At 27.2% G+C, this 21,877-nt stretch carries 19 protein-coding genes; 16 read left to right on the top strand and 3 right to left on the bottom strand.

Annotated elements, in window-relative coordinates; translation table 4 throughout:
* Positions 1-33: 33 nt before the first annotated feature.
* Positions 34-1,266, bottom strand: a complete 1,233-nt coding sequence (cysS, locus tag FOY43_RS02140; RefSeq protein ID WP_146308920.1) for a cysteine--tRNA ligase — start codon at positions 1,264-1,266, stop codon at positions 34-36.
* Between the two features lie 73 nt (positions 1,267-1,339).
* Here cysS and argS point away from each other — a divergent pair, with 73 nt between their 5' ends.
* From argS to FOY43_RS02085, 11 genes are all read left to right on the top strand, one after another.
* Positions 1,340-2,995: an arginine--tRNA ligase gene (argS, locus tag FOY43_RS02135; protein WP_146308919.1), complete on the top strand. Its 1,656-nt coding sequence runs from the start codon at positions 1,340-1,342 to the stop codon at positions 2,993-2,995.
* A 1-nt stretch (position 2,996) separates the two neighbouring features.
* Complete coding sequence (locus tag FOY43_RS02130) at positions 2,997-4,520, top strand: amino acid permease (RefSeq protein WP_146308918.1); 1,524 nt, start codon at positions 2,997-2,999, stop codon at positions 4,518-4,520.
* A 91-nt stretch (positions 4,521-4,611) separates the two neighbouring features.
* Positions 4,612-4,863, top strand: a complete 252-nt coding sequence (rpoE, locus tag FOY43_RS02125) for a DNA-directed RNA polymerase subunit delta (RefSeq protein ID WP_146308917.1) — start codon at positions 4,612-4,614, stop codon at positions 4,861-4,863.
* Between the two features lie 33 nt (positions 4,864-4,896).
* A complete protein-coding gene (fba, locus tag FOY43_RS02120; RefSeq protein WP_146308916.1) occupies positions 4,897-5,760 on the top strand; it encodes a class II fructose-1,6-bisphosphate aldolase in 864 nt (287 codons plus the stop codon).
* A 144-nt stretch (positions 5,761-5,904) separates the two neighbouring features.
* Positions 5,905-6,537 (top strand): thermonuclease family protein, encoded by a 633-nt coding sequence (locus tag FOY43_RS02115; RefSeq protein ID WP_146308915.1) that lies wholly within the window; start codon positions 5,905-5,907, stop codon positions 6,535-6,537.
* A 3-nt stretch (positions 6,538-6,540) separates the two neighbouring features.
* Entirely contained in the window at positions 6,541-7,833 is a 1,293-nt protein-coding gene (gene msrA / locus FOY43_RS03895; protein WP_146308914.1) for a peptide-methionine (S)-S-oxide reductase MsrA, read from the top strand.
* A gap of 1 nt (position 7,834) precedes the next feature.
* Complete coding sequence (locus FOY43_RS02105) at positions 7,835-8,341, top strand: redoxin domain-containing protein (protein WP_146308913.1); 507 nt, start codon at positions 7,835-7,837, stop codon at positions 8,339-8,341.
* 29 nt (positions 8,342-8,370) lie between these two features.
* Positions 8,371-9,090, top strand: coding sequence for a glycerophosphodiester phosphodiesterase family protein (locus FOY43_RS02100; RefSeq protein WP_146308912.1), 720 nt, complete (start codon positions 8,371-8,373; stop codon positions 9,088-9,090).
* A gap of 201 nt (positions 9,091-9,291) precedes the next feature.
* Positions 9,292-9,651 (top strand): PTS glucose transporter subunit IIB, encoded by a 360-nt coding sequence (locus FOY43_RS02095; RefSeq protein WP_146308911.1) that lies wholly within the window; start codon positions 9,292-9,294, stop codon positions 9,649-9,651.
* Position 9,652: 1 nt separating this feature from the next.
* Positions 9,653-13,186, top strand: coding sequence for an AAA domain-containing protein (locus FOY43_RS02090; protein ID WP_146308910.1), 3,534 nt, complete (start codon positions 9,653-9,655; stop codon positions 13,184-13,186).
* A gap of 2 nt (positions 13,187-13,188) precedes the next feature.
* Positions 13,189-13,536, top strand: a complete 348-nt coding sequence (locus FOY43_RS02085; protein WP_146308909.1) for an ArsR family transcriptional regulator — start codon at positions 13,189-13,191, stop codon at positions 13,534-13,536.
* A gap of 64 nt (positions 13,537-13,600) precedes the next feature.
* Here the strand turns inward: FOY43_RS02085 and FOY43_RS02080 are convergent, their stop codons facing one another.
* Positions 13,601-14,785 (bottom strand): hypothetical protein, encoded by a 1,185-nt coding sequence (locus FOY43_RS02080; protein ID WP_146308908.1) that lies wholly within the window; start codon positions 14,783-14,785, stop codon positions 13,601-13,603.
* A gap of 12 nt (positions 14,786-14,797) precedes the next feature.
* Positions 14,798-15,346 carry a peptide deformylase gene (gene def / locus FOY43_RS02075; protein WP_146308907.1) on the bottom strand — a complete coding sequence of 183 codons (549 nt, stop codon included), beginning with the start codon at positions 15,344-15,346 and terminating at the stop codon, positions 14,798-14,800.
* A 244-nt stretch (positions 15,347-15,590) separates the two neighbouring features.
* Between def and prfA the strand changes: the two genes are divergently transcribed.
* From prfA to FOY43_RS02050, 5 genes are all read left to right on the top strand, one after another.
* Positions 15,591-16,655 carry a peptide chain release factor 1 gene (prfA, locus tag FOY43_RS02070; protein WP_419179393.1) on the top strand — a complete coding sequence of 355 codons (1,065 nt, stop codon included), beginning with the start codon at positions 15,591-15,593 and terminating at the stop codon, positions 16,653-16,655.
* Position 16,656: 1 nt separating this feature from the next.
* Positions 16,657-17,379: a peptide chain release factor N(5)-glutamine methyltransferase gene (locus tag FOY43_RS02065; RefSeq protein ID WP_146308905.1), complete on the top strand. Its 723-nt coding sequence runs from the start codon at positions 16,657-16,659 to the stop codon at positions 17,377-17,379.
* Positions 17,380-17,531: 152 nt separating this feature from the next.
* The gene (locus FOY43_RS02060) at positions 17,532-18,254 is read left to right on the top strand and encodes a nuclease-related domain-containing protein (RefSeq protein ID WP_146308904.1); all 723 of its coding nucleotides are present in this window, start codon (positions 17,532-17,534) and stop codon (positions 18,252-18,254) included.
* Entirely contained in the window at positions 18,254-20,350 is a 2,097-nt protein-coding gene (locus tag FOY43_RS02055) for a helix-hairpin-helix domain-containing protein (protein WP_146308903.1), read from the top strand. Before FOY43_RS02060 ends, FOY43_RS02055 begins: the two co-directional genes overlap by 1 nt.
* Before the next feature lie 166 nt (positions 20,351-20,516).
* Positions 20,517-21,866 (top strand): BMP family ABC transporter substrate-binding protein, encoded by a 1,350-nt coding sequence (locus tag FOY43_RS02050; RefSeq protein WP_146308902.1) that lies wholly within the window; start codon positions 20,517-20,519, stop codon positions 21,864-21,866.
* The last annotated feature ends 11 nt before the right edge of the window (positions 21,867-21,877 follow it).

The following is a 21,877-nucleotide window of genomic DNA, read 5'->3' as shown; positions in this document are numbered from 1 at the left end:
CTTTCTCTCTTAAAAATTTTTATACTAGTAAAATTAGATTAATTCATTTGTGTATAAAACTTCTCTTAATTTATCAGCTTCATCATATTTTTTTTGAGCTAATTTTTCTTTTCAACTAAAATAGATATTTTTATAAAAATCTAAATTTTCAATTTTTGTATTAAAACCTAAAGTGTTAAATATTTCTATTAATGTTAATATATCATCAGTATTATTTTGTTTATTAATGTTTTTAATTAATTCGTTTATTTTTCTTGTCGCAATTGCAAAATTATTATTATAAATATCATCAAAAATTTCGTTTGCAATTTGTTTTTGAACACTTACATCTGTTTGATTACTGTTTACATGATAGTTAAACAAAATTTTTCTAAATTTACTTAATAGAACTTTTGAATTATGAATTGTTTCATCATTGAAATCTAAATCACCAGAAATTTGTGTATTTAAAATCATCATACGATAAATGTCCGAGTTGTATTTATCTAAAAACTCAGAAGCTAAAATGAAATTATTTAATGATTTAGACATTTTTTCACCATTAATTTTTAGCATCCCTGTTCTAATTCACTTCTTAGAAAGGTCTTTTTTGAATAGTGCATGATGTTGAATGTTTTCATTTTCATGATGAGGAAAAATGAGTTCAATTCCACCACCATGAATATCAACACCTTCACTTCCAAAGTGTTTGTAAATTAGTACACAACATTCTGTATGTCAACCAGGTCTACCTTCTCCGAATTTTGAGCTGTACTTAATTCCTAAATCAGTTTTTTTTCATAAAGCAAAATCAGCTGGATTATTTTTATTATTTATGTTGTTTTCATCCTCGAATTGCATTTTTTCAATATTTTGATTTGATATAAAACCATAGTGATTCTTATTTTTTTCAACATCAAAATAAACATTGTTATATTTATCTAGATAAGCATTTTTAGTGTCGACTAATTTCTCTATATATTCATTAATCAAATCAAGATTATCGGTTACATATTCAAATTTATCGACTGAAACAATATTGAATTTTTTAAGTAATTCAATATATTCATCTGCATACTTTGAAGATATTACAGTTTCGCTTACCTTTTCTTCAATTGCTCTTTTTATGATTTTATCGTCAATATCGGTGATATTATGTACAAAATAAAATTGTTCTCCGATTTTCTTTCCTGCCCTAATTATAATATCAAAAGTTAAAATTGGACGAATATTCCCGATATGTACTGAGTTATAAACAGTAGGTCCACAAACATATATTTTTTGCATAACATATATATTTTATATAAAAAAGAATAAAATAAGTTAAAATATAAAAAATATATGTAAAAAGAGGTAAAAAATGACCAATATCAACGCTAAAATTAAAGAAATTTTAATCAATATTATTGCTGATTTTCAAAATGAAAATATTGTGTCTAGTGAGTTGAAATTAGCTGAGCTAAACTTCACATTAGCTGAACCAAACATCCAAAAAGATGAACAGACCAAATACAATTACGCAACAAATATTGCTATGGTTGTAAAAAGATTTTCATCTAAAAATCCAATGGAATTAGCAGAATTAATCCAACAAAAATTAGTTTCTAATGAATTAATTGAATGTGTTGATGTTGCTAGACCGGGTTTTATAAATATTGTTTTATCTAATAAAGCATTTTTAACTGTTTTAAACAATGTTATTGACAATAAAAACAATTATGGAACAAAACTTTTTAACGTGAAAGATAGATATATTGTTGAATTTGTTTCAGCTAATCCAACAGGATTTCTTCACGTTGGACATGCTAGAGGTGCAATCATCGGTGATACCTTAGTAAGAATTCTTAAACATGTTGGTTTTGATGTTACAGCTGAATATTATGTTAACGATGCAGGAAATCAAATTAATGTTTTAATTGATTCAACTAAAGTAAGATACTTTAATCTCTTTGGTGTAGAAATGCAAATGCCAGAGGATTGTTATCGTGGTTTAGATATTATTTGGCTTGCTAATGAAATTAAAAATGAATATGGAGATGAATTTTTAAATGATTTTGAAGTAAAAATCAAGAAATTCAGACAAATTTGTATTTCTAAATTGTTAGACAAAATTAGAGAACATTTAAGCGAACTAAACGTAAGTTTTGATGTGTTTACTAGCGAACTGGATGATATATATAATAAAAATAAAATTGAACCAATTTATGAAAAATTAAAAAATTATATTTATCAAAAAGATGGAGCAACATTCCTTAAAACAAGTGATTTTGGAGATGATAAAGACCGTGTTTTAGTTAAATCTGACGGAAGTCTAACTTATTTTACACCTGATATCGCATATCATAATGATAAACTTCAAAGAGCTAATAAATTAATTAATGTTTGAGGAGCTGATCATAGCGGTTATATCAATAGAATGGAAATCGCACTTCAATGTCTAGGTTATGATAAAAAAGACATGGAAATTTTAGTAGTTCAACTTGTAAGATTGCTCAAGGATGGAAGTGAATTTAAAATGTCTAAACGTGCTGGAACAAGTGTAACTTTAGCTGATTTACTTGAAGCAAGTAGTTCTGATGCTATTAGATTCACAATGCTTACTAGAGATGCAAATACTAAATTTGACTTTGATATAGATAAAGCAAATCAAAAAGATATCAACAACCCAGTTTTTGGTGTTCAATATGCTCATTCAAGAGCTTGCTCATTAATTAAAAAATACAACAATAATAATTCTGAAATTATTAATGCTAAATTTGATGAAAAGACAAGAAAATTAATCATTCAATTAGACATTTTACCTGACGTTTTAAGAAGTGTTGCACAAACTAAAAAAGTTCAACTTTTAAGTAGTTATGTCATGAACTTAGCTAGTGCTTTTAACAGTTTTTATTCAAATACAAAAATTTTAGGTAGTGAAAATGAAACTTCATTAATGACTGTGGTTAAGGCAGTGAAGGAAGTTTTATACAACAGCTTAAAATTACTTGGTGTATCTGCACCAGAACAAATGTAAAATGAATATAAATAGGAAAGAACCTAAAAAGTTAAACTTTATTTTTGGAATGCTTCTTGTAATTGGTTCAAGCATCGGTGCTGGAATCTTTTTTAAGTCTAAAGCTGTTTTAGATTTTAATAATTCAAGTGTTATAATGAGTGGAATTTCTTGAACAATTGCATCAGTTATAATTATTATGATGAGTTTTTCACTTGTTGGAATTTCGGCTAAATCTAAAGGTGAGCTTAGTTTTGTAGGCTGATCCAGGTCGTTTAACAGCTGAATGACATATCAAATGAGCAAAAATTTTGCCTTTTATATTAATTTAACACTCACATACTTTTTTATGCCACTTTTTGCTTTGATGTCAATTCAAGATGGTCTTATAGCTTTTAATATTTCACCAAGTTTTAATACTAGTTTTGATTGACTAATCTGAATGATTTTTCTTTTGATCATCGTTGTCTACTTAATTTTAAGTGCTGGTTTAAGCATTAAAATTGCTAATATCCAAAATACAATTACCTTAGTTATTAAGCTAATTGCAATTTTGATGTCGATTGTAATAGCATTAGTTTTCTTTTTTGAAAAAAGAAATGAAGTTAATATAAATTATCTTCCTAAATATAATTTTGATATCAAAAATACTTTACATTCATATGCATTTATCCCAGGATTAGGTGTTTGTCTTTCTTGAGCCGGAATTTTCTTTGCCTATGATGGTTTTTATGTTTCTACTGGTATTGAAAAAGACTTAAAAAAACCTGAATCTACACCTAAAATTCTTCTTTTTGGTCTTACTATAGTCACTATAATTCACTTAATTATGGCAATTTCCATGAGTTTAAATGGTCGTGGAGACTTTAAGGAATATTTAGAGTTTTTAGCTGAAAAAAATCTTGCTTGAGTTTTTGGATTGATTAATATTTTTATTGGAATAGGTGTTTTAGGGATTGTGAATGGTTTCTGTATTCTAATTCCACGTTTTATTGAAGAATTGATAAAGGAAAAAGAAATTCCTTTCTGAGATAAATTTATCCACAAAATTAATTCAAAAAAACCAGTTGTTGGTGTAATTTATTCTCTTGTAAGTATTCCGATAGTTATTATTTTATTTATAATTGGTTCACTTTTATACCCAAAAACTACCGATGAATTCTTTAATAATTACGGAAGCGGAATGTCGAACGTTTATAATTTCGCCAATTTACTTAGTGATTGAGTAAGTTTGATAATTTTTGGTTTTATTGCAACTGCATGTTATGGTTATGCAAAAAGTTTAGACAAAAACAAAAAAATACTTAAAATTATGAATTACTTTATTGTCTTTATAATTTATTTTGCCATTTTTGCTAATTTAATTAGTGTTTTCGTTGATTTATCACTTTATATTTACCAACTGCATAATAACTTGGTAAATATCGATGTAAATATATTACAGTCAAAAATAAATGGTTACATTATTTCAATTTTTATATTAATTATAATGATTTTAATTATGTTGGTACCAGTCATATTAAAACAAATGAAAAATAAAAAGTAAGCAATATTTCCACTAATTAAAAAAATTAAATATTGATACAATTAAATAAATATAAAATTATTTTATAATTAAAAAAATTAAAGGAGCGACTATGAGAACAATGTTAGATATTGCGATTGATTTTGTTTATAAAGAAGAACACGAAAGTGCTTTTGAATTTAATGAAATCTTCGAAGTTGTTGAAGATGAATTAAGAGGATATTGAATTCAAAATTTAGTTAATGATGATTTACCATATGTAAAACTAAGAGAAAAGAAAATAGGTGAATTATATCGTTTATTAACTGTTGACGGGCGTTTCATTCGTAATAATAATGGTACTTGAAGTCCATCAAATAAGTAATTGTAGTTTGCTAAAAAAGAAAGGGAATATTTTATGGCATTAGTTAACGCTAAAGAAATGCTTAGAAAAGCAAAAGAAGGTAAATACGCAATTCCTCACATTAATATTAATAACCTTGAATGAGCTAAAGCAGTTTTATTAACAGCTGAAGCTGAAAAATCACCTGTTATTGTTGCTACAAGTGAAGGTGCATTAAAATACATGGGTGGGTTTAATGTTGTTGTAGGTATGGTTAAAGGACTTGTTGAAGACTTAAAAATTACTGTTCCTGTTGCTTTACACTTAGACCACGGTTCATATGAAGGAGCAAAAAAAGCTGTTGAAGCTGGATATACATCATTAATGTTTGATGGTTCACACTTACCATATGAAGAAAACTATGCTAAAACTAAAGAATTAGTTGAATTAGCTAAAAAACACAATATGTCAGTTGAAGCTGAAATCGGAACAATTGGTGGTGAAGAAGATGGTATTGTTGGAAATGGTGAATTAGCAGATCCAAAACAAGCTAAAGAAATGGCTGCTTTAGGAATTGATGTTTTAGCAGCTGGTATCGGAAACATTCATGGACCTTACCCAGCTTCATGAAAATCATTAAGTTTTGAAACTTTACAAGAAATTTCTAAAGCTGCTGGTATTGGTATAGTTTTACATGGTGGAAGTGGTATTCCAACTGACCAAATTAAAAGAGCTATCAGTGAAGGTGTTACAAAAATTAATGTTAACACAGAATTACAACAAGCTAACCATAAAGCTTTACGTGCATACATCGAATCTGGTGAAGATCTTAAAGGCAAAAACTTTGATCCACGTAAATTATTAAAACCTGGATATGAAGCTATGTGTCAAACTGTTAGAGACAAAATTCACGAATTTGGTTCAAATAATAAAGCTTAGTATGGTGATAGGCATTTTGCCTATTTTTTATTTTGATCTTTCCACATTTTTTTCAAAAAAGTTCATTTTTAATTCATTTTAGTTCTTTTTTCAACTTTTTCTTAAAAATGCTATTTTTTGATATACAATATTACTAGGATTGACATGAAGAAATTAAAGCGTTTATTTTTATGAATAAGTTCATTGAGTTCGTTTAGCTTCATTTTTATTAGTGCTTCATGTGGTACTGAAGTTAAAAATAACACTGAAGTAGGCAAAAATAAGGATAAAGTTGAGTATGGAAATGAATATTTTGTTATTAATGTTATTGATGGTGACACAATAATTATAAATAAGGATGATAAACAGGTAAGAGTTAGATTATATGGTATTGATACTCCTGAAACTTATAAAGTTTACTCAGATGGAAGAGATAATAAAGATAATCTAGCACCACTTGAAAATCATTACGCAATTAAAGCAAGAGATGAATTGATAGATCTAATTTGAAGAAGTCAAAGAATAATCAAACTTAAGGATCTTGGACTGGATAAATACGAGAGAACTCTAGGAGTGATTTATTCAAGAAATAATGAAGATTTAAACCTAAAATTAGTTGAATTTGGTCTTGCTAGAGTTCATTATATAAGTTCAAATCCAAAAAGTGTTTATTACACAAAAACTGATTTTGAAAAAGAATATCATAAAAAATTATTATTAACCGAGAGCGAATCCAAAAGTAAAGAAGAAGGTTTTTGAAAAGAAAAAAATATTAAAGACGTATTTATGAAAGGATAATATATGAAAAAAATATATTTAGCAGGAGGATGTTTTTGAGGCGTTCAAGCATATTTTAACACTATAAAAGGTGTTATAAATTCAACGGTAGGATATGCAAATTCAAAAACAAAAAATCCAACTTATCAAGAGGTAAAGTCACAGAAAACTGGTGCAGTTGAAGCTGTTGAAATTTTCTATGATGAAAATGTAATTTCACTTAGAGAAATTACTGAAAAATTGCTTGAAGTTATTGATCCAACTGAATTAAATAAGCAAGGGGAAGATATTGGAACTCAATACAGAAATGGAATTTATTTTATTGATTCTAAAGATGAACAGGTTATTAAACAAGTTGTAGAGCAAATTTCCAAAAATTATAATAAAGAACTTGCAACTGAAGTTTTAGAACTTAAAAATTATTATCTTGCCGAGGAATATCACCAGGATTATCTTGAAAAAAATAAAGGAGCTTATTGTCATATTAAATTTGAAAATAAACAATCATTAAAATTAGAATTAGCTGATGAAAACATTAAAGATGAAATTTTAGCTTTAGCTAATAAAAAACCTTATCATAATTTCTTTGTGATCGGTGATATTGAACAATTTGGTATTTTAAGTGAAACAACCAAAACTTATATTATTAGGGTAGAAAACAAAATAAGGGCAATAGCATTTGTTTTTCTAAGAACTTTAATTTTAGTTGATGAAGATTCGTTAATTAGCGAAAAAGAGATTTCCCAAGTAATTAAAACAAATAACATAAAAAATATCATTTACCAAAAAAACAATGTGAGAGTTGTTCAAAATACTTTAGATTTATTAAATCTTAAAGCTAGAAATTCGGCGGAAGAGCTATTAATTTTAGATAAACCAACTTGAACTAAACAGTATGGATTACTATCAAGAATGGCTGAACGTGATGAAATTGAACTAATAATTGAAGGAAGAAAACAAATTAAAGAATTTACTACCATCGATGAAAGTCAAACTAGTGTTGAAATTATGACCAAGCAATTTGACCAAAACTTTTATGTACCATTTATTGTTAGAGAATTTGATAAAATAATTTCTCACGCAGCTGTAACTTGTTCAACAAAAAATGCAGCTATGATTGGAGGAGTTTACACTTTGAATGAGTATAGAAATAAAGGTTATGCTAAAGATTCATTAATGGGATTGTGTAATTGAATAATAAAAAACAACAAAACTCCAATTTTATTCTTTGATAATCCAAATGCTGGAAAATTATATTATTCATTAGGATTTGAAAAAGTTGGTGAAATATTTATAAGTTTTATAAGAAAGGATTAATATGAAAAAAATATTTTTTAAAGATTTAGAGGTTACTTTACTCGGAGAACAATTGAAAGTAGGTGACTCTCTTAATGATATTAGTGATTTATATCCAGCAGGAAGTTTTGCTGGACTAACTGTTGAATTTGATAAAGAAAAATACAAAATTTTAACAACATATCCATCTGTTGATACTAGTGTTTGTGATTTTCAAATACTAGAATTGTCAAAAATTACTTCAGAATATCCAGAATTTGATTACATTGGTATTTCTGTGGACTTACCGTCTGCATTAAATTCATATAAATCAATGCATCCTACTGGATCAATTAAGATGTATTCAGATTATAGAAACAAAAATTTTGCTAAAAGAGCTGGATTGTTAATTGATGAATTGCAATTATTTGGAAGATCTATTTTTGTTTTAGATAAAGAAAACAAAGTAGTATATTCTGAAATTAAAGAACAAGTAGGTGAACAAATAAACTTTGGCAAATTAAGAGAAGTTCTTAATAGTATTAAGTAGCTTTTACTAAAAAGATAAGAGGTAATGAAATGAAAAAACAATTAATTTTAGGACACAGAGGTTATTCAGCAGTTGCACCAGAAAATACAAAACTAGCCTTTGATGCAGCACTTATGTTTGGTTTTGATGGTGTTGAAATGGATGTTCATCAAACTAAAGATGGTGAATTGGTTGTGATCCATGATGAAAATACACTTAGAACTGCAAAAGAAGATTTTAAGATACTAAACACAAATTATGAAAAAGTTGAAAATCTTGATTACTCTTCATTTTTTAAGACTCCAACACCTAAACAAAAATTATTAACATTGAAAGAGTTTTTGGATTTATACGCCTATGTTGAGACTTTTAAAATGATTAATATCGAAATCAAAACTGATGTTATTGAATATGAAAATATTGAACAAAGAATCAACGATTTATGTTTACAGTACCCGAACATTGAAGATAAATTAGTTTTTAGTTCCTTTAATTTCAATAGTCTAAGAAAACTAAAAAAAATAAATCCTAAATGAAAATTAGGATTCCTATTTTGAAAGAAAAGTCAAATAGAAGAAATTTCGAAACAAGAAATTCTTGACACAGTTGATTATTTACATCCTTGGGCAAAACTTTACAAAAGAAATAAAGAATTAATATCGTCATTTAGATTACCACTTAATATTTGAACTATTAAATCAAAAAAAGAGTTTAAACATTTCAAAGAAGATAAAAATGTTTTAAGTCAAATTAGCAACTACAAGTTTTAAACTTTATTTTAGCGCAACTAGTTAATAGTTGTGTTTTTTATAAATGAGGTAATTTATTAGATTATTTATTTTTATTAATTTAGTACTTATTTAAATATTTATTAAGTTTATGAAATGAATTGATTGGAATTCGCTCTTATTTTTCCACTTTATATTATTTTAAATACTTTTACTAATTATTTTAAATAATATAATTAATATATGAATTTTAAGATCAAGTTAAAAATTGTTTTTTTAAGTATTATAACTCTTGGATTTATTTGAATAAAATGATCTAAAGAGTCAAAAAATCAAGGCAATACAATTTATCAATCTAAAAAGAGTGGTATTAATGTTAATAGATTGCTTGAATATATAGGAAAAGATAATATAAAACATATATCAAATACAAGTTCGAGATTAGTTGTAGAAATAATAAACCCTGAAGAAATACAAATTGAAAATATTAAGAAATTAGGTAAAGTTAGTGGAATTATGTTGAATTCTAAAAAACTTTCAATCATTTTAAATGAATATACTTCTGCTGTAAAAGAAGAATTAGAATTATTAAGAGGTAAATAATATGAATCAATCAAATAGTTTTGTAAAAAACCCTAATCAAAGATATGCTGCAATTTTAGATAATTTACTTGAAGTAACTCAAAATGACCCTTCAGTTTTTACATCTCTTAATACAAATCATTTCTATGATTTTTACAAAGTTTTTGGTAGAGACTACTTTAGTGCTCTGGTAAGAGTCAGTGCGACAAGCGGAGCTAAAATTGAACTACCATTTATTGAATCGAATCTTTCAAGAGTTAGAAAAGCTGCCGAAAGTATTGATGAACCTTCTTTAATGATTGAACTTTTTAAAAATAATGACCTTGAATTAAGCGATAACATTAAATCACAATTATTCACCAACTTTGAAAATACTAAACCAAAATTAATTGAAAAAATAAGAGTGGATATTCAAAAGTCTGCATTGAAATGAAAGATTCTTGATAGAAAAGCGCTTTCAGTTTTAGATGAAACTAATATTTGACCAATGCACCTTGGTTTTCTATACGTTTCAGTTTCTATTGAGGATAAGAAAATTTATGCACCTTTATTTTTCCATGAAGTAAGCATTGAATTTAAAAATGGTAGACCATTTTTAATCGTTCATAAAAATATTAAATTAAACGAGAAACTTGTGTTTATTCTTAATAATGCTGGATTTAATATCAATATAACTTTTGACTACTCAGGAATGTCTATTGAACAAATCATCTTTAGGTTAAGTAGAGATTGAAATAATGTTTTTCCTCTTCCGGAGAATATAGTAACACCATTTGAGAAGAAAAATCCAGACAACATTAATAACAAAACAATTCAATTCCATACTGGTATGGTTTTAGGTATATTTTTACCTGGTGGTGGATACTCAAGAAAGAGAATGAAGGAAATTATTGATAATGATGAAATTGATAAAATCTTTAACATCGATTTTCTTAAATCTGCATATGCTAAAAAATTAGATAAACAAATTTTTACTGATAAACCAAAATTATTTAATATTACTAAAACCAATTTTTCACAAGATAGAGCTATTTTATCATCATTAATTCAAGATACAGTTATTTGAGGTCCTCCTGGTACTGGTAAATCTCAAACAATTGTTAATTTACTTGCTAATATTCTTTTTGTTGGAAGAACTGCATTAGTAGCTTCACAAAAAAAAGCGGCTCTTGAAGTTATCAGAAACCGTTTACAAGATCTTAGAATGTTCTGCTTGTGTTTATTAACAAGCAAAGATTTTAGTAAAAGAAGTTTTTATGAACCTCTTCAAGCATTCATCGATTATTTAGAATACTTTAGTGAATTTAAATCACTTCCAGCTGGCGGTAATCAAATAATTCAGGATGATGAATTAAAATGAATTGAAATTACTAAAGATATAAACAAAAGTCAGTCGGTTGATAAAATTCTTGATACATATAGATTCTTAATGTCTAATTGTTACAAACCATTTAGTTCAAACATTAAAGAATCTGCAACATGTTTAAGTGAGACAGGTTTAAATAAAACTGATTATGATAATTTAAGAGTTTTAGCTAAAAATGTTGAAATGCCTCATAGCGTTTCACAAAGTGGAACTATAGATTTGACTGAATTTGGTCCATGAAAAAAAGAGTTCATGAGATTAAATGATAAATCAAATGCTTTTACAAGATATACAAATCCCGAAAACTTTAAACACTACAGACAACTAAGAAAACGTGCTAAAGAAATTGAGAATTTATTACCACGTAATTATTCTGGTCAAATTAGTGATTTCTTTATTAAAACAGCTTCAGTTTCATACGAGCAACTAGAGTGAGTTGAATCAATTTCAAGTAGACAACCCGATTATGATCGTAATGAATTAACTGAAATTGAAAATATTAAGAAGATAATGACAATTAATACAATAAGAAAAATTACTCGTTTTAGCTCGGAAGATTTGCAAATGTACAAAGAATTTGCTGCAACAATTAGATTAGCAAATATGGATCCGCATAAATTCATAAAAAATTACGGAAGAATTATTAAGAAAATTATTCCTGTTGTAATCACCACTCCTGATACAGACTTAAGTATTTGAGAAAAAGGTGAATTTGATTATGTTATTCTTGATGAATCATCACAGATTTTCATTGAAAAAGGTTTACCATTGCTTTACCTAGGAAAAACAAAAATTCTTTCGGGTGATGAAAACCAAATGCGTCCAACCAACTGATTTGGTGTAAGAAGTAGTGATGATACAATTTTTGGAAATGTTGAGTCACTTTTAGATTATGCACTAAGTTTAGGTGTATTTAAAATTCTACTTGACAAAAACTACCGTGCTAACCATGCTTCTTTAATGACTTTCTCATCAAAACATTTCTATAAATCACAGCTTGATGTAGTTGATGTTGCAGGCTCTAACGAAGAAGATGCTATTGAAGTTATTCAAGTAAATGGTAAATGAGAAGACAATAAAAACATTGTAGAAGCCAACACAGCTATAGAAATTCTTAAGGAAAATATCGATAATTACAAGAAAATTATTTTACTTTCGTTTAATGCTAAACAAGGCGATTACATTACTAATTTAATTATTCAAAAATACCCTGATCTTGAAATGGCAATGCGTGAAAATCGGCTTATGATAAGAAATCTTGAAAATATTCAAGGTGATGAGGCTGATCTAGTTGTAGCTACGGTAGCTTACGATAAAACAGCTAAAATTTTCTCAACATATGTTGGTCGTACAGGTGGTATGAACGCGTTAAATGTTGCTATTTCTCGTGCAAAAGATAAAATGATTGTTATTAAGACAATTAAGTCAACTGATATTTCAAATAACACAAATAGTACAGATACGATGATTTTTAGACTTTGATTAGAATTTCTTGAAAAAACTGACCAAGAAAGACGTGATTTTGTAAAAATCGCCATTAATCGTAGCAAAAATTCAACAATAACTAGTTATGAAAACAACATATCTGAAATTGTTGTTAATGATATTGACAAAGTTACAAGAAATAAAACTAATATTGAATTAGTTCAAAATTACTCGGTTGGAACATTGAATATTGATTTAATGGTATTAGTTGATAAAAAACCTTATAAAGCTTATATTTTCGACGATTTTAGTTATGTTAAAAATGTAAATAACTTCATTGAATTCAAGGATAAATACAAATTCTTAAAATCCAAAAATTATGACGTTAAACTAGTAAATATTATTAATTGAGCAATCATTAAAAATAGTGAAATGAAATGTTATGAAGATGCTAAAATACTACAATTTATTAATTCAAATTATGGAGCAAATAACTTCACTAGAAGTAATGATGATGAAGAAATTGCATTAAATCTTTCTGATGATTTCTATAATGAAAATAGTTCTAAAGATATTAATGAATTATCTAAAGAATGAGCATTATACTTTAATGATGAAGAAAAAGAACAAGTAACCAATACACAAGAAACAATCAAGCCTGAAGTAGTTAAAAAGGCAACAAAAAACAAAGAAAATAATGCATTAAACCCAACTAAAAAAAATAGTTCTAAAAAAACTGCTTCAAAAGGTATTAAGGATAAGTAATATTGATTAAATTAGAAGATTTCTTTAAGGTTTGTTCTTCAAAAATAAATTTAGAGTTATTAATTCATTTGTATCTTTGTGAAGAAAATGAATGCAATGTTCAGTCTCTTGTAGAACTCACTGGTCAAAAACAAGCTAATATTTCAAAACATTTCATGTATTTAAGAAAATTAAAATTAGTTGAGTCATTTAAAAATGGTGCTAATGTATTTTACAAATTAAATCCTGAATTTAAAAAAACATACTCAAAGTATTTAGATCACATTTCCCTTGATCCAACTTACTCAAAATTCGCATGTGAATGCATTGATTGAAATAATGTTAAACGCAAAATAATTCATAATCATTAAAATTTCAACCACAATGGTTGATTTTTTAATATAAAAAAGCACAATTTGATGTGCTCATCTAGAACTAATTAGTTAAATTTTTTAATTCAACTGCCTTATTAACGATATCTTTGAGTTTGTTGCTAATTTCATCAAATTTAATATTGCTTTCACTACCCAATTCATTTTTAATTAACGTAATACCTAATTCAACAATTTTAACACCATTGTTAGACAAGGTTGATAAACCATTTTCTTCAACAATTGATAATAATGCATTTAGTTGTTTAGAATCACCTAAATTTTTTCTAGCATTTCTTATAAAATCACTAGTAAGTTCATCTATTTGTTCAATTGTGATTTCTTCAGTGTTAATTTCAGTTATTTTATTTAGATTTTCAACAACTTCTTTATTATTTTTAAGGTTTTGGATTAAATTTACATTATCACCAATCAATTCTTCAAGAATCTTGTTTGTTGAATCTTTTTGTGAAGGTTGTGTAACAGGCTGATTAGGTTGTGATTGACTTGTTGATTCATTTGGAGTATTTGGTTTTACAGATTCACTAGGTTTTCTTTCTTCTTTTTTATTGTTTTCAATTAACTTGTCTAAAAGGTTACCTATAGCTGGATCATTAAGAATACTTTTAGCCCCTTCTTCTCTTTCTTTGGGGTTATCACTATTAATTTTATTAATACTTTCTGTAGTTTTAACTAAAGATTCTATAATGCCTTCTGCACTATTGGCGGTAGTAAAAGAAAATCCAATACTCAAGGCACCGACAAATTTACTCATTCCATTATCATGTTTAGTAATTGGTGTAATTATTGCTGTAGAAATAGCAGCAATAGGTAATGAACCCGCTATGCTAATTAAACCATAAAAAGGTCTTGTAAAAGTTCTTTTAGGTTTTTTTCTAAACATTCCAATAATTCCTGAAATAATCATAAAGATTATTAATGTAATTAAATGAATAAATAATGCCAAATACCCAACTATATTGTCAATAAGTCCAGAATCTTTTAACATTCCTGTATCATCAGTTTTGATTAAAATATTGCTTAAAGATGGTTTAACTAATACGGATATTATTGCTGCAATAACTAATGCCGCAAAAATAATTACGATGTTAATTATATTTGCTATCAAACCACGTTTAAACCCTCATAAATATCCTAAAATTAATACCAAAATGAATCAAACAATCATAATTGCGGTTGTATATCTAAAATCTAGAACATTACTTAGTGTATTGATAAATTTTTCCATTTTTACCCGTTTCTATAAATATTTACATTTTTCTTTTTTTCTTCAAGGGTGTTTTTTGTTAATATGGTCAATAAATAATTTACCATCAAGGTGATCCAATTCATGTTGCATTACTATTGCTACATAATCAGAAACATCGTATGTCACTTCTTTTTGTTGAAAATAACTATAAGCTCTTACAACAATTCGATTTGCTCTATGAACAAATCCCTCTTGATTAGGTCAACTATCATCAACACTTAAACATCCTTCACCTTCAGCCAAAGCATTAAGCATCACAGCCTTATTAAGAACCATAGGATTAAATAAAACATCTCTAAAAATAGTTCTATCTTGATAATCTTTTACATGGATATAAAACACTCTTTTTAATACACCATATTGTACAGCAGCAACTCCAACTGCAGGTCTAAATTTTGTGTTAGGTTTTTGACTGTCATCAACGTGATAAATCATTTTTTCAGCTAATTCAATATCTTCATCTGACAAAGGAATTGGCACTTCCAATGATTTTTCTCTTAAGACTTTTCTTGGTAGTTTAACTAAATTTATTTCGTACATTTCTTAATTATATAAAATAATATAAAAAAACACTAGAATAAAAAAATATTGAGAGATGGAAAACTTTTGGAGAAATACTTTCACTACTAGTTTTTATAATTGTTATGAGTTAAACTTTTATTTACCAATAATTTACTAATACTTAGTCAAACCTATGTTTCATATATTTAACTACCAATACCAAAGCATTTTATAATATTAAAATTCACTATTTTGCTATAATAAAATAACTATGGAACAAACAATGTATAACTCACTATTAAAAATTAAAGAAAAACACGATGAAATGGAAAAACAACTACTTGATCCTGAGGTTGTTTCTGATATCAAGAAATACACTAAAATAACAAAAGAAATAAACTCAATTAAAGATATTGTTGAAACGTTTAATTCTTATTTACAAGCAGAAAATAATTTAATTCTTTCAAAAGAGATGTTGCAAGAAAAAGATGATGAATTAGTTAGTTTGGCTAAAATGGAAATTTCTAGCTCTGAAGAGATTATGTCTAAATTAACTGATGAATTGAAAATTTTAATTTTACCTAAAGATGAAAACGATAATCGAGATGTTATAGTTGAAATCAGAGGTGCTGCTGGAGGTGATGAAGCTAATATCTTTGCTGGTGATTTGTTTAGAATGTACACAAAATGATGTGATCAAAATGATCTCAAATGAAAAACACTTGATTCAACACCAGCTGAAGCAGGTGGTTTCACTTTAATAACTTTTTCTGTTTCTGGTGAAAAACCATATTCAAAACTAAAATTTGAAAGTGGTGTACATAGAGTTCAAAGAGTTCCAGTTACCGAAACCAAGGGAAGAGTTCACACAAGTACTGCAACGGTTACAGTTATGCCTGAAATTGATGATGATGTAGAAATTGAGATTAAACCTGAAGATATTAGAGTTGATGTATTCCGCTCAAGTGGTAACGGTGGTCAGTCAGTTAACACAACCGATAGTGCTGTAAGAATTACACACTTTAAAACTGGTATTGTTGTTTCATGTCAAGAAGGTAAATCTCAAATTCAAAATAGAGAAATTGCACTTAGAATTCTTAAATCTAAGCTTTATGATTTAGAAATTCAAAAGAAATTAGAAGAAGAATCCGGATATAGAAAATTAGCCGGTTCAGGTGCAAGAAGTGAAAAAATAAGAACATATAACTATCCACAAGACAGAGTAACAGATCATAGAATTAGTTTCTCAACAAGTTTATCTCCAGTTATGGACGGAAAAATTAATTCAATTATTGACGCACTATTAACTGAAGAACAAAACGAGAAAATTAAGGAAGCAGGTTTATAAAATGCCAACAAGAGAAGACTTACTCCTTGAAAAAAGAAGATACGGACTTGAGCAAGTGATTATTGAAGATGAACAAAGAAAACTTGATTTGGGAATGCCAGTTCAAAAAATTATGGGATTTGTTGAACTAGCAGATGTAAAAATTTTTCTTGATTTTAATGTGTTAATCCCTAGATATGAGACTGAAGAATTAGTTTTAAAAGCTATAAAAGAAATACCTCAAAATTCTAAAGTTTTAGAAATTGGTTGCGGTTCTGGTTTTATTTCAATTGCTCTTAAAAAGCATCGTCCAGATTTGAAAATAGTTGCTGTTGATGTGGACAATAATGCTATTTTACAAACAACAATCAACGCACAAACAAATAAAGTTGATATTGATATAAGATTAAGTAATTTGTTTTCTGGTGTCTCTGACATGATCTTTCAAGAACCATTTGATGTAATTATTTCAAATCCTCCATATTTATCTGACCTAGAAGAATTACCAGAATCTGTTGAAAAATTTGAACCGGCAATTGCATTGAAAGCTCCTAATGATGGTTTCTTTTTCTACAAAGAAATCCTTTCAAGATCTACTTGAGCTCTTAAAAGACATGGACAAATTTATTTTGAAATAAATCCACAACATATGCATATTTGAGAGGAATTAAAATATGCATATAATCTTGAAATTACTAAAGATATAAATGGAAAAGAAAGATTTGCAAAAATTATTGTTGATTAGAAATGCGAATTATTAAATTCTCGCATTTTTATTTTTTAAGTTTTACATATGTAATTCATGACAAAATTAATAAGAGAATAACTAGAGTGATTGCTAGTAGACTTTTTAATAATTAAAAATAAAATATTTTATTATTAAACTATAATATAAACATGACTCAAAATTTAATAATAAATAATGAAGAAATCGTTTCAAATTTTAATATATATACTAAAAATTTAGGGTATACAATAGCAGGTGGAATAATAGTTGGTTTACTTTTAATTGCTTTAGTTGCCCTTCTAACATATTTATTTATTTTTAAATATAAGAAGGATAAACAAGGATTTATTTTTGAACACAATGTAACCAGTAAGCTTAAAGATGCAGCTAGAAGAAATAATATGTATTTTATCGAAGGTGGTGTTTTTTCTTATGATGGAAATATGTTTGAAATTGACGGAATAATATTTAATGAAAACATTGCTGTTGTTGTTGAAACCAAAGCTTATAAAGATAATATCTCTGGATTGGCTGAATCGAGCGAATTGCAACTTACAGATCGTAAAGGTAAGAAATTCGCTATTGGAAATCCAATTTTGCAAAATACTAAACACATTAAACATTTGTATAAATTAGCAAACATCAAATTTAGTGCTTACTCACTTATAGTTTTTCAAGATGGTGCAACTTTTAATATTTCAAATATTCCTTCACATACTATTATTATTAATGAAAATGCTATCGATGAAACTATTAGAGATGTTGTTATTGAAACAAATAATAGTTTAAATAAATTTGATGCTAAATACTTATTAAAAGTGCTTAAGGATATGAAAATAAAAAGAGTATATGAAAAAAATAAATTCAACAATTTAGTAAAAGGTAAAAAATAATGAATACACTAGAAATAGTATCTAAAGAATTAAAATTAAAAGTTGAACAAATTAGTTCAGTTTTAAAACTCATTGAAGAAGGATCTACAGTAGCATTTATTGCTCGTTACCGTAAAAATATCACAGGAGGACTTGATGAAGAACAAATTCATCAAGTTTATTTAATTTTTAAATATCAGGAAGAACTTAAAGAACGTAAAGAAAGTATAATTAAAATACTAAGTGAGCGTAATCTTTTGAATAAAGAAATTGAGGAAAAGATCAATAATACAACTAAAAAAGCAGATTTGGAGGCAATTTATGAACCATTTAAAGTTGGCAAAAAAACTAAAGCTTCTGAAGCTATTGCCCTTGGACTTGAACCACTAGCTTATGAAATTTTTAACAATACAGACATAAACTATAATCCTTATAAACATGCTGCAAAGTTTATCGATGAAAAGATTGAAAGTGTTGAATTTGCTATCGAACAAGCTTTATTTATTATTTCACAGTGAATAAGTCAAAATCCAAAAGTTCATGATTTTGTTAAGGAACAATTTGTAAATTACGGTGTAATCCAAACAAACAAAAAGAAAAATAGTGTTGACGAGCTTAAAACTTATGAAAACTATTACAACTTTAGTCAAAGTGTTAAAACAATACAAAATCACAAAATTTTAGCTATAAATAGAGCATTAAAAAACAAAATCATTGATTTGAACTTCAAAATTAAGTTTGAGTTTTTACACTATAACATTTCTAATATGTTCTTTAGAAATAAAAGAACTTTCTCTCTTGTAAAAAATGCCACAGACGATTCATTAAAACGTTTGATTATTCCTTCTATTGAACGCGAAGTATTTAATGATTTATTCGATAGAGCTGAGAAAAGTTCAATTGAAATTTTCGCAAATAACCTCGAATCAATGCTTATGATGCCTGCAGTGAAAAACAAAAGAGTTTTAGCGGTTGATCCAGCTTATATAAATGGATGTAAATTAGCTATGTTAAATGAAAATGGTGATTTACTTGAAACTGCTGTAATTTATCCAAACAAACCAGTTTTAAAGGTTAAAGAAGCGAGTCAGATAAGTGCTAAAGTTATTGCTACTTTTAGTCCTGATGTGATTGTTGTTGGTAATGGAACAGCATCTAATGAAACTTGTCAATTCATGCGTGAATTAGTAAAATATCTAAAATTAAACATTCCTGTTGAGATGGTTTCAGAGGTTGGAGCTAGTGTTTATTCAGCAAGTGAAATTGCAATTCAAGAGTTTCCAGAATTAAAGGTTGAAATGCGTTCAGCAATCAATATTGGTAGAAAATTTCAAGACCCATTGAATGAAATTGTAAAAATTGACCCAAAATCAATTGGCATCGGACAATATCAACATGATTTAAATCAAAATGAATTAGCGCAAGCGCTTGATTTTAAGGTTGAAAAAGTTGTAAATAGTGTTGGTGTAAACCTTAATAGTGCTACTGAAGTTATACTTACAAAAATTTCAGGAATAAGTAAAACAGTTGCGAAAAATATTGTTAATTATCGTAAAGAAAATGGTGAATTTAAAAATAGGAATGAACTTAAAAAAGTTAAATCACTTGGAGCAAAAACTTTTGAACAAGCAATAGGTTTTTTAAGAATTTTTAATTCTGAAGAATTCCTTGATCAAACTAATATTCACCCTGAGAGCTATAATTTAGCTAAAAAAATAATGAAATCATATAGATACAATCAAAATAATCATATTTTTGGCCAAAAAATTGATGTTGAATCATTAGCAAAGGAATTCAATAGCGATCATTACACTATAAACTTGATCATTGATTCATTATTAAATCCAGGAAAAGATATTAGAGATGACAAAAAAGGTTTTATAAATAATGATAATATTACAGAATTTGAAGAAATTAAAGTTGGTGACTCATTTGTTGGAAGAGTCCAAAACATTACGGATTTTGGTATCTTTGTATTTATAGGTATTAAGGATTCTGTATTTATTCATAGTTCAAAAATTAAAGATATAAATTTAATCAAAATTGGCGATGACATTAATTTAGAAATCATAAATGTTGATAATGAAAAGAGACGTTTATCAGGTAAATTAGTATAGTATTTTTACTTTTTATAAATAGTAGCAGAGTTTATTTTATCTCTGTATTTTTTTATTAAAGAACTGCTTAAAAAATAAAATGTGAAAATTTCCACAAATTAGCTAAATTTTGGTTATTTAAACTAGAATAAAATAAAATTTAAATATAACAAAAATTAGGAGATATATGAAAAAGACAAAATTTATTATAATGGGTGCATCTATTTCATCATTTGTACCCCTTACAGTTCTTTCGGCTGCATGTAGCAAAGATTCTCAAAAAGAATACATCAAAGAATCCGATAGAATCACACCTATAGTTAAAAGAGAAATGGCTAATCTTGAACTTAGAAAAGATTCTATTACAATTACATATTTAATTGATGTTGGTCAACTAAAAGATAAGGCTTTATTCCAATCTGGTTGAGAAGGTTTATTGACATTAAAAGATCAACTTGATGCTGATCCAAAATTTAAAGGAAAAGTTAAATTTAATCCTGTTGTCCCATCAGCGGTAGCGAACTTCAATGACTTTTACAACAATACATTTTCTAAGTCTGATATAGTTGTAATTAATGGATTTACACATGGTTCAACTTTAGCTGCTTTTTTAGAAAAGTATGATCAAAAAACAAAAAATACACCTTTAATTATTTGTTCAGAATTTCAAATTCCTGAAAGTCCATATAAAAAATTAATAAACGCAAATAGTAAATTTATTGAATCATCTTATATTGTTGGAAATGCAACTGCAGAGTATTTGGCATTAAAATACCCAAATAATCCTGAAAAAAGAATTGTTGCATCATTCGGTGGTGGGAATTTCCCTGGAGTATTGAATTTTAATGAAGGATTTATTAGGGGAATTTATGATTATAATTTAATTGAAGGTAATAAAAAGACTGTTCACAATACATTACCATCGGGAACATTTGAATCGACAACTGGTTTTGCTCCTTCTGAATCAACCTTCCAGCCAAAAATTAAAGCTGTTATGGAAGCTAACGGTGTTAATGAAGGTCAATCAGGACGTCCAACAGTAATTTTACCAGTGGCTGGTCCTGCAACAGGAGTTGTTCTTGAACTTATTAATAATCTTAAAACTGACCAAATAGTTATTGGTGTAGACTCTGATCAAGGTTATGCTTACACTTCAAATGCTACAAGGTTCGCCTCATCAATTACTAAAGAATATGGGCAAACATACTATGATTTAGTGTTTGACTACATATTTAGAGATAATAACAAATATCTCGAAAGCGATGAAGTTACAAAGATTTATAACATTGAAGGTTCATACACAGATGGTTGAACTAAATTCTCGGCTTCAAGATTAGAAAATGAAGAGGATAGAAAACTTTATGACAAAGCATTAAAGAACGCACAAGGAAGATTTGAAGCTTTAAGTAAAGAACAAAAAGATTTTATTTCATCATCTAAATATTATGATAAAGATGGAAATCAACAAAATGAAGAAACTCAATTAACAAGAGTTGAAAAAATTGTTTTAGCTATTAAGGAAAACGCTAATAAATAATTTGAGTGATA

This window comes from Mycoplasma anserisalpingitidis (assembly GCF_007858495.1).
Classification (GTDB): domain Bacteria; phylum Bacillota_I; class Bacilli_A; order Mycoplasmatales; family Metamycoplasmataceae; genus Mycoplasmopsis; species Mycoplasmopsis anserisalpingitidis_A.
Note: the sequence above shows the minus strand (reverse complement) of the source record. Positions and strands in the feature narration are given on the sequence as shown.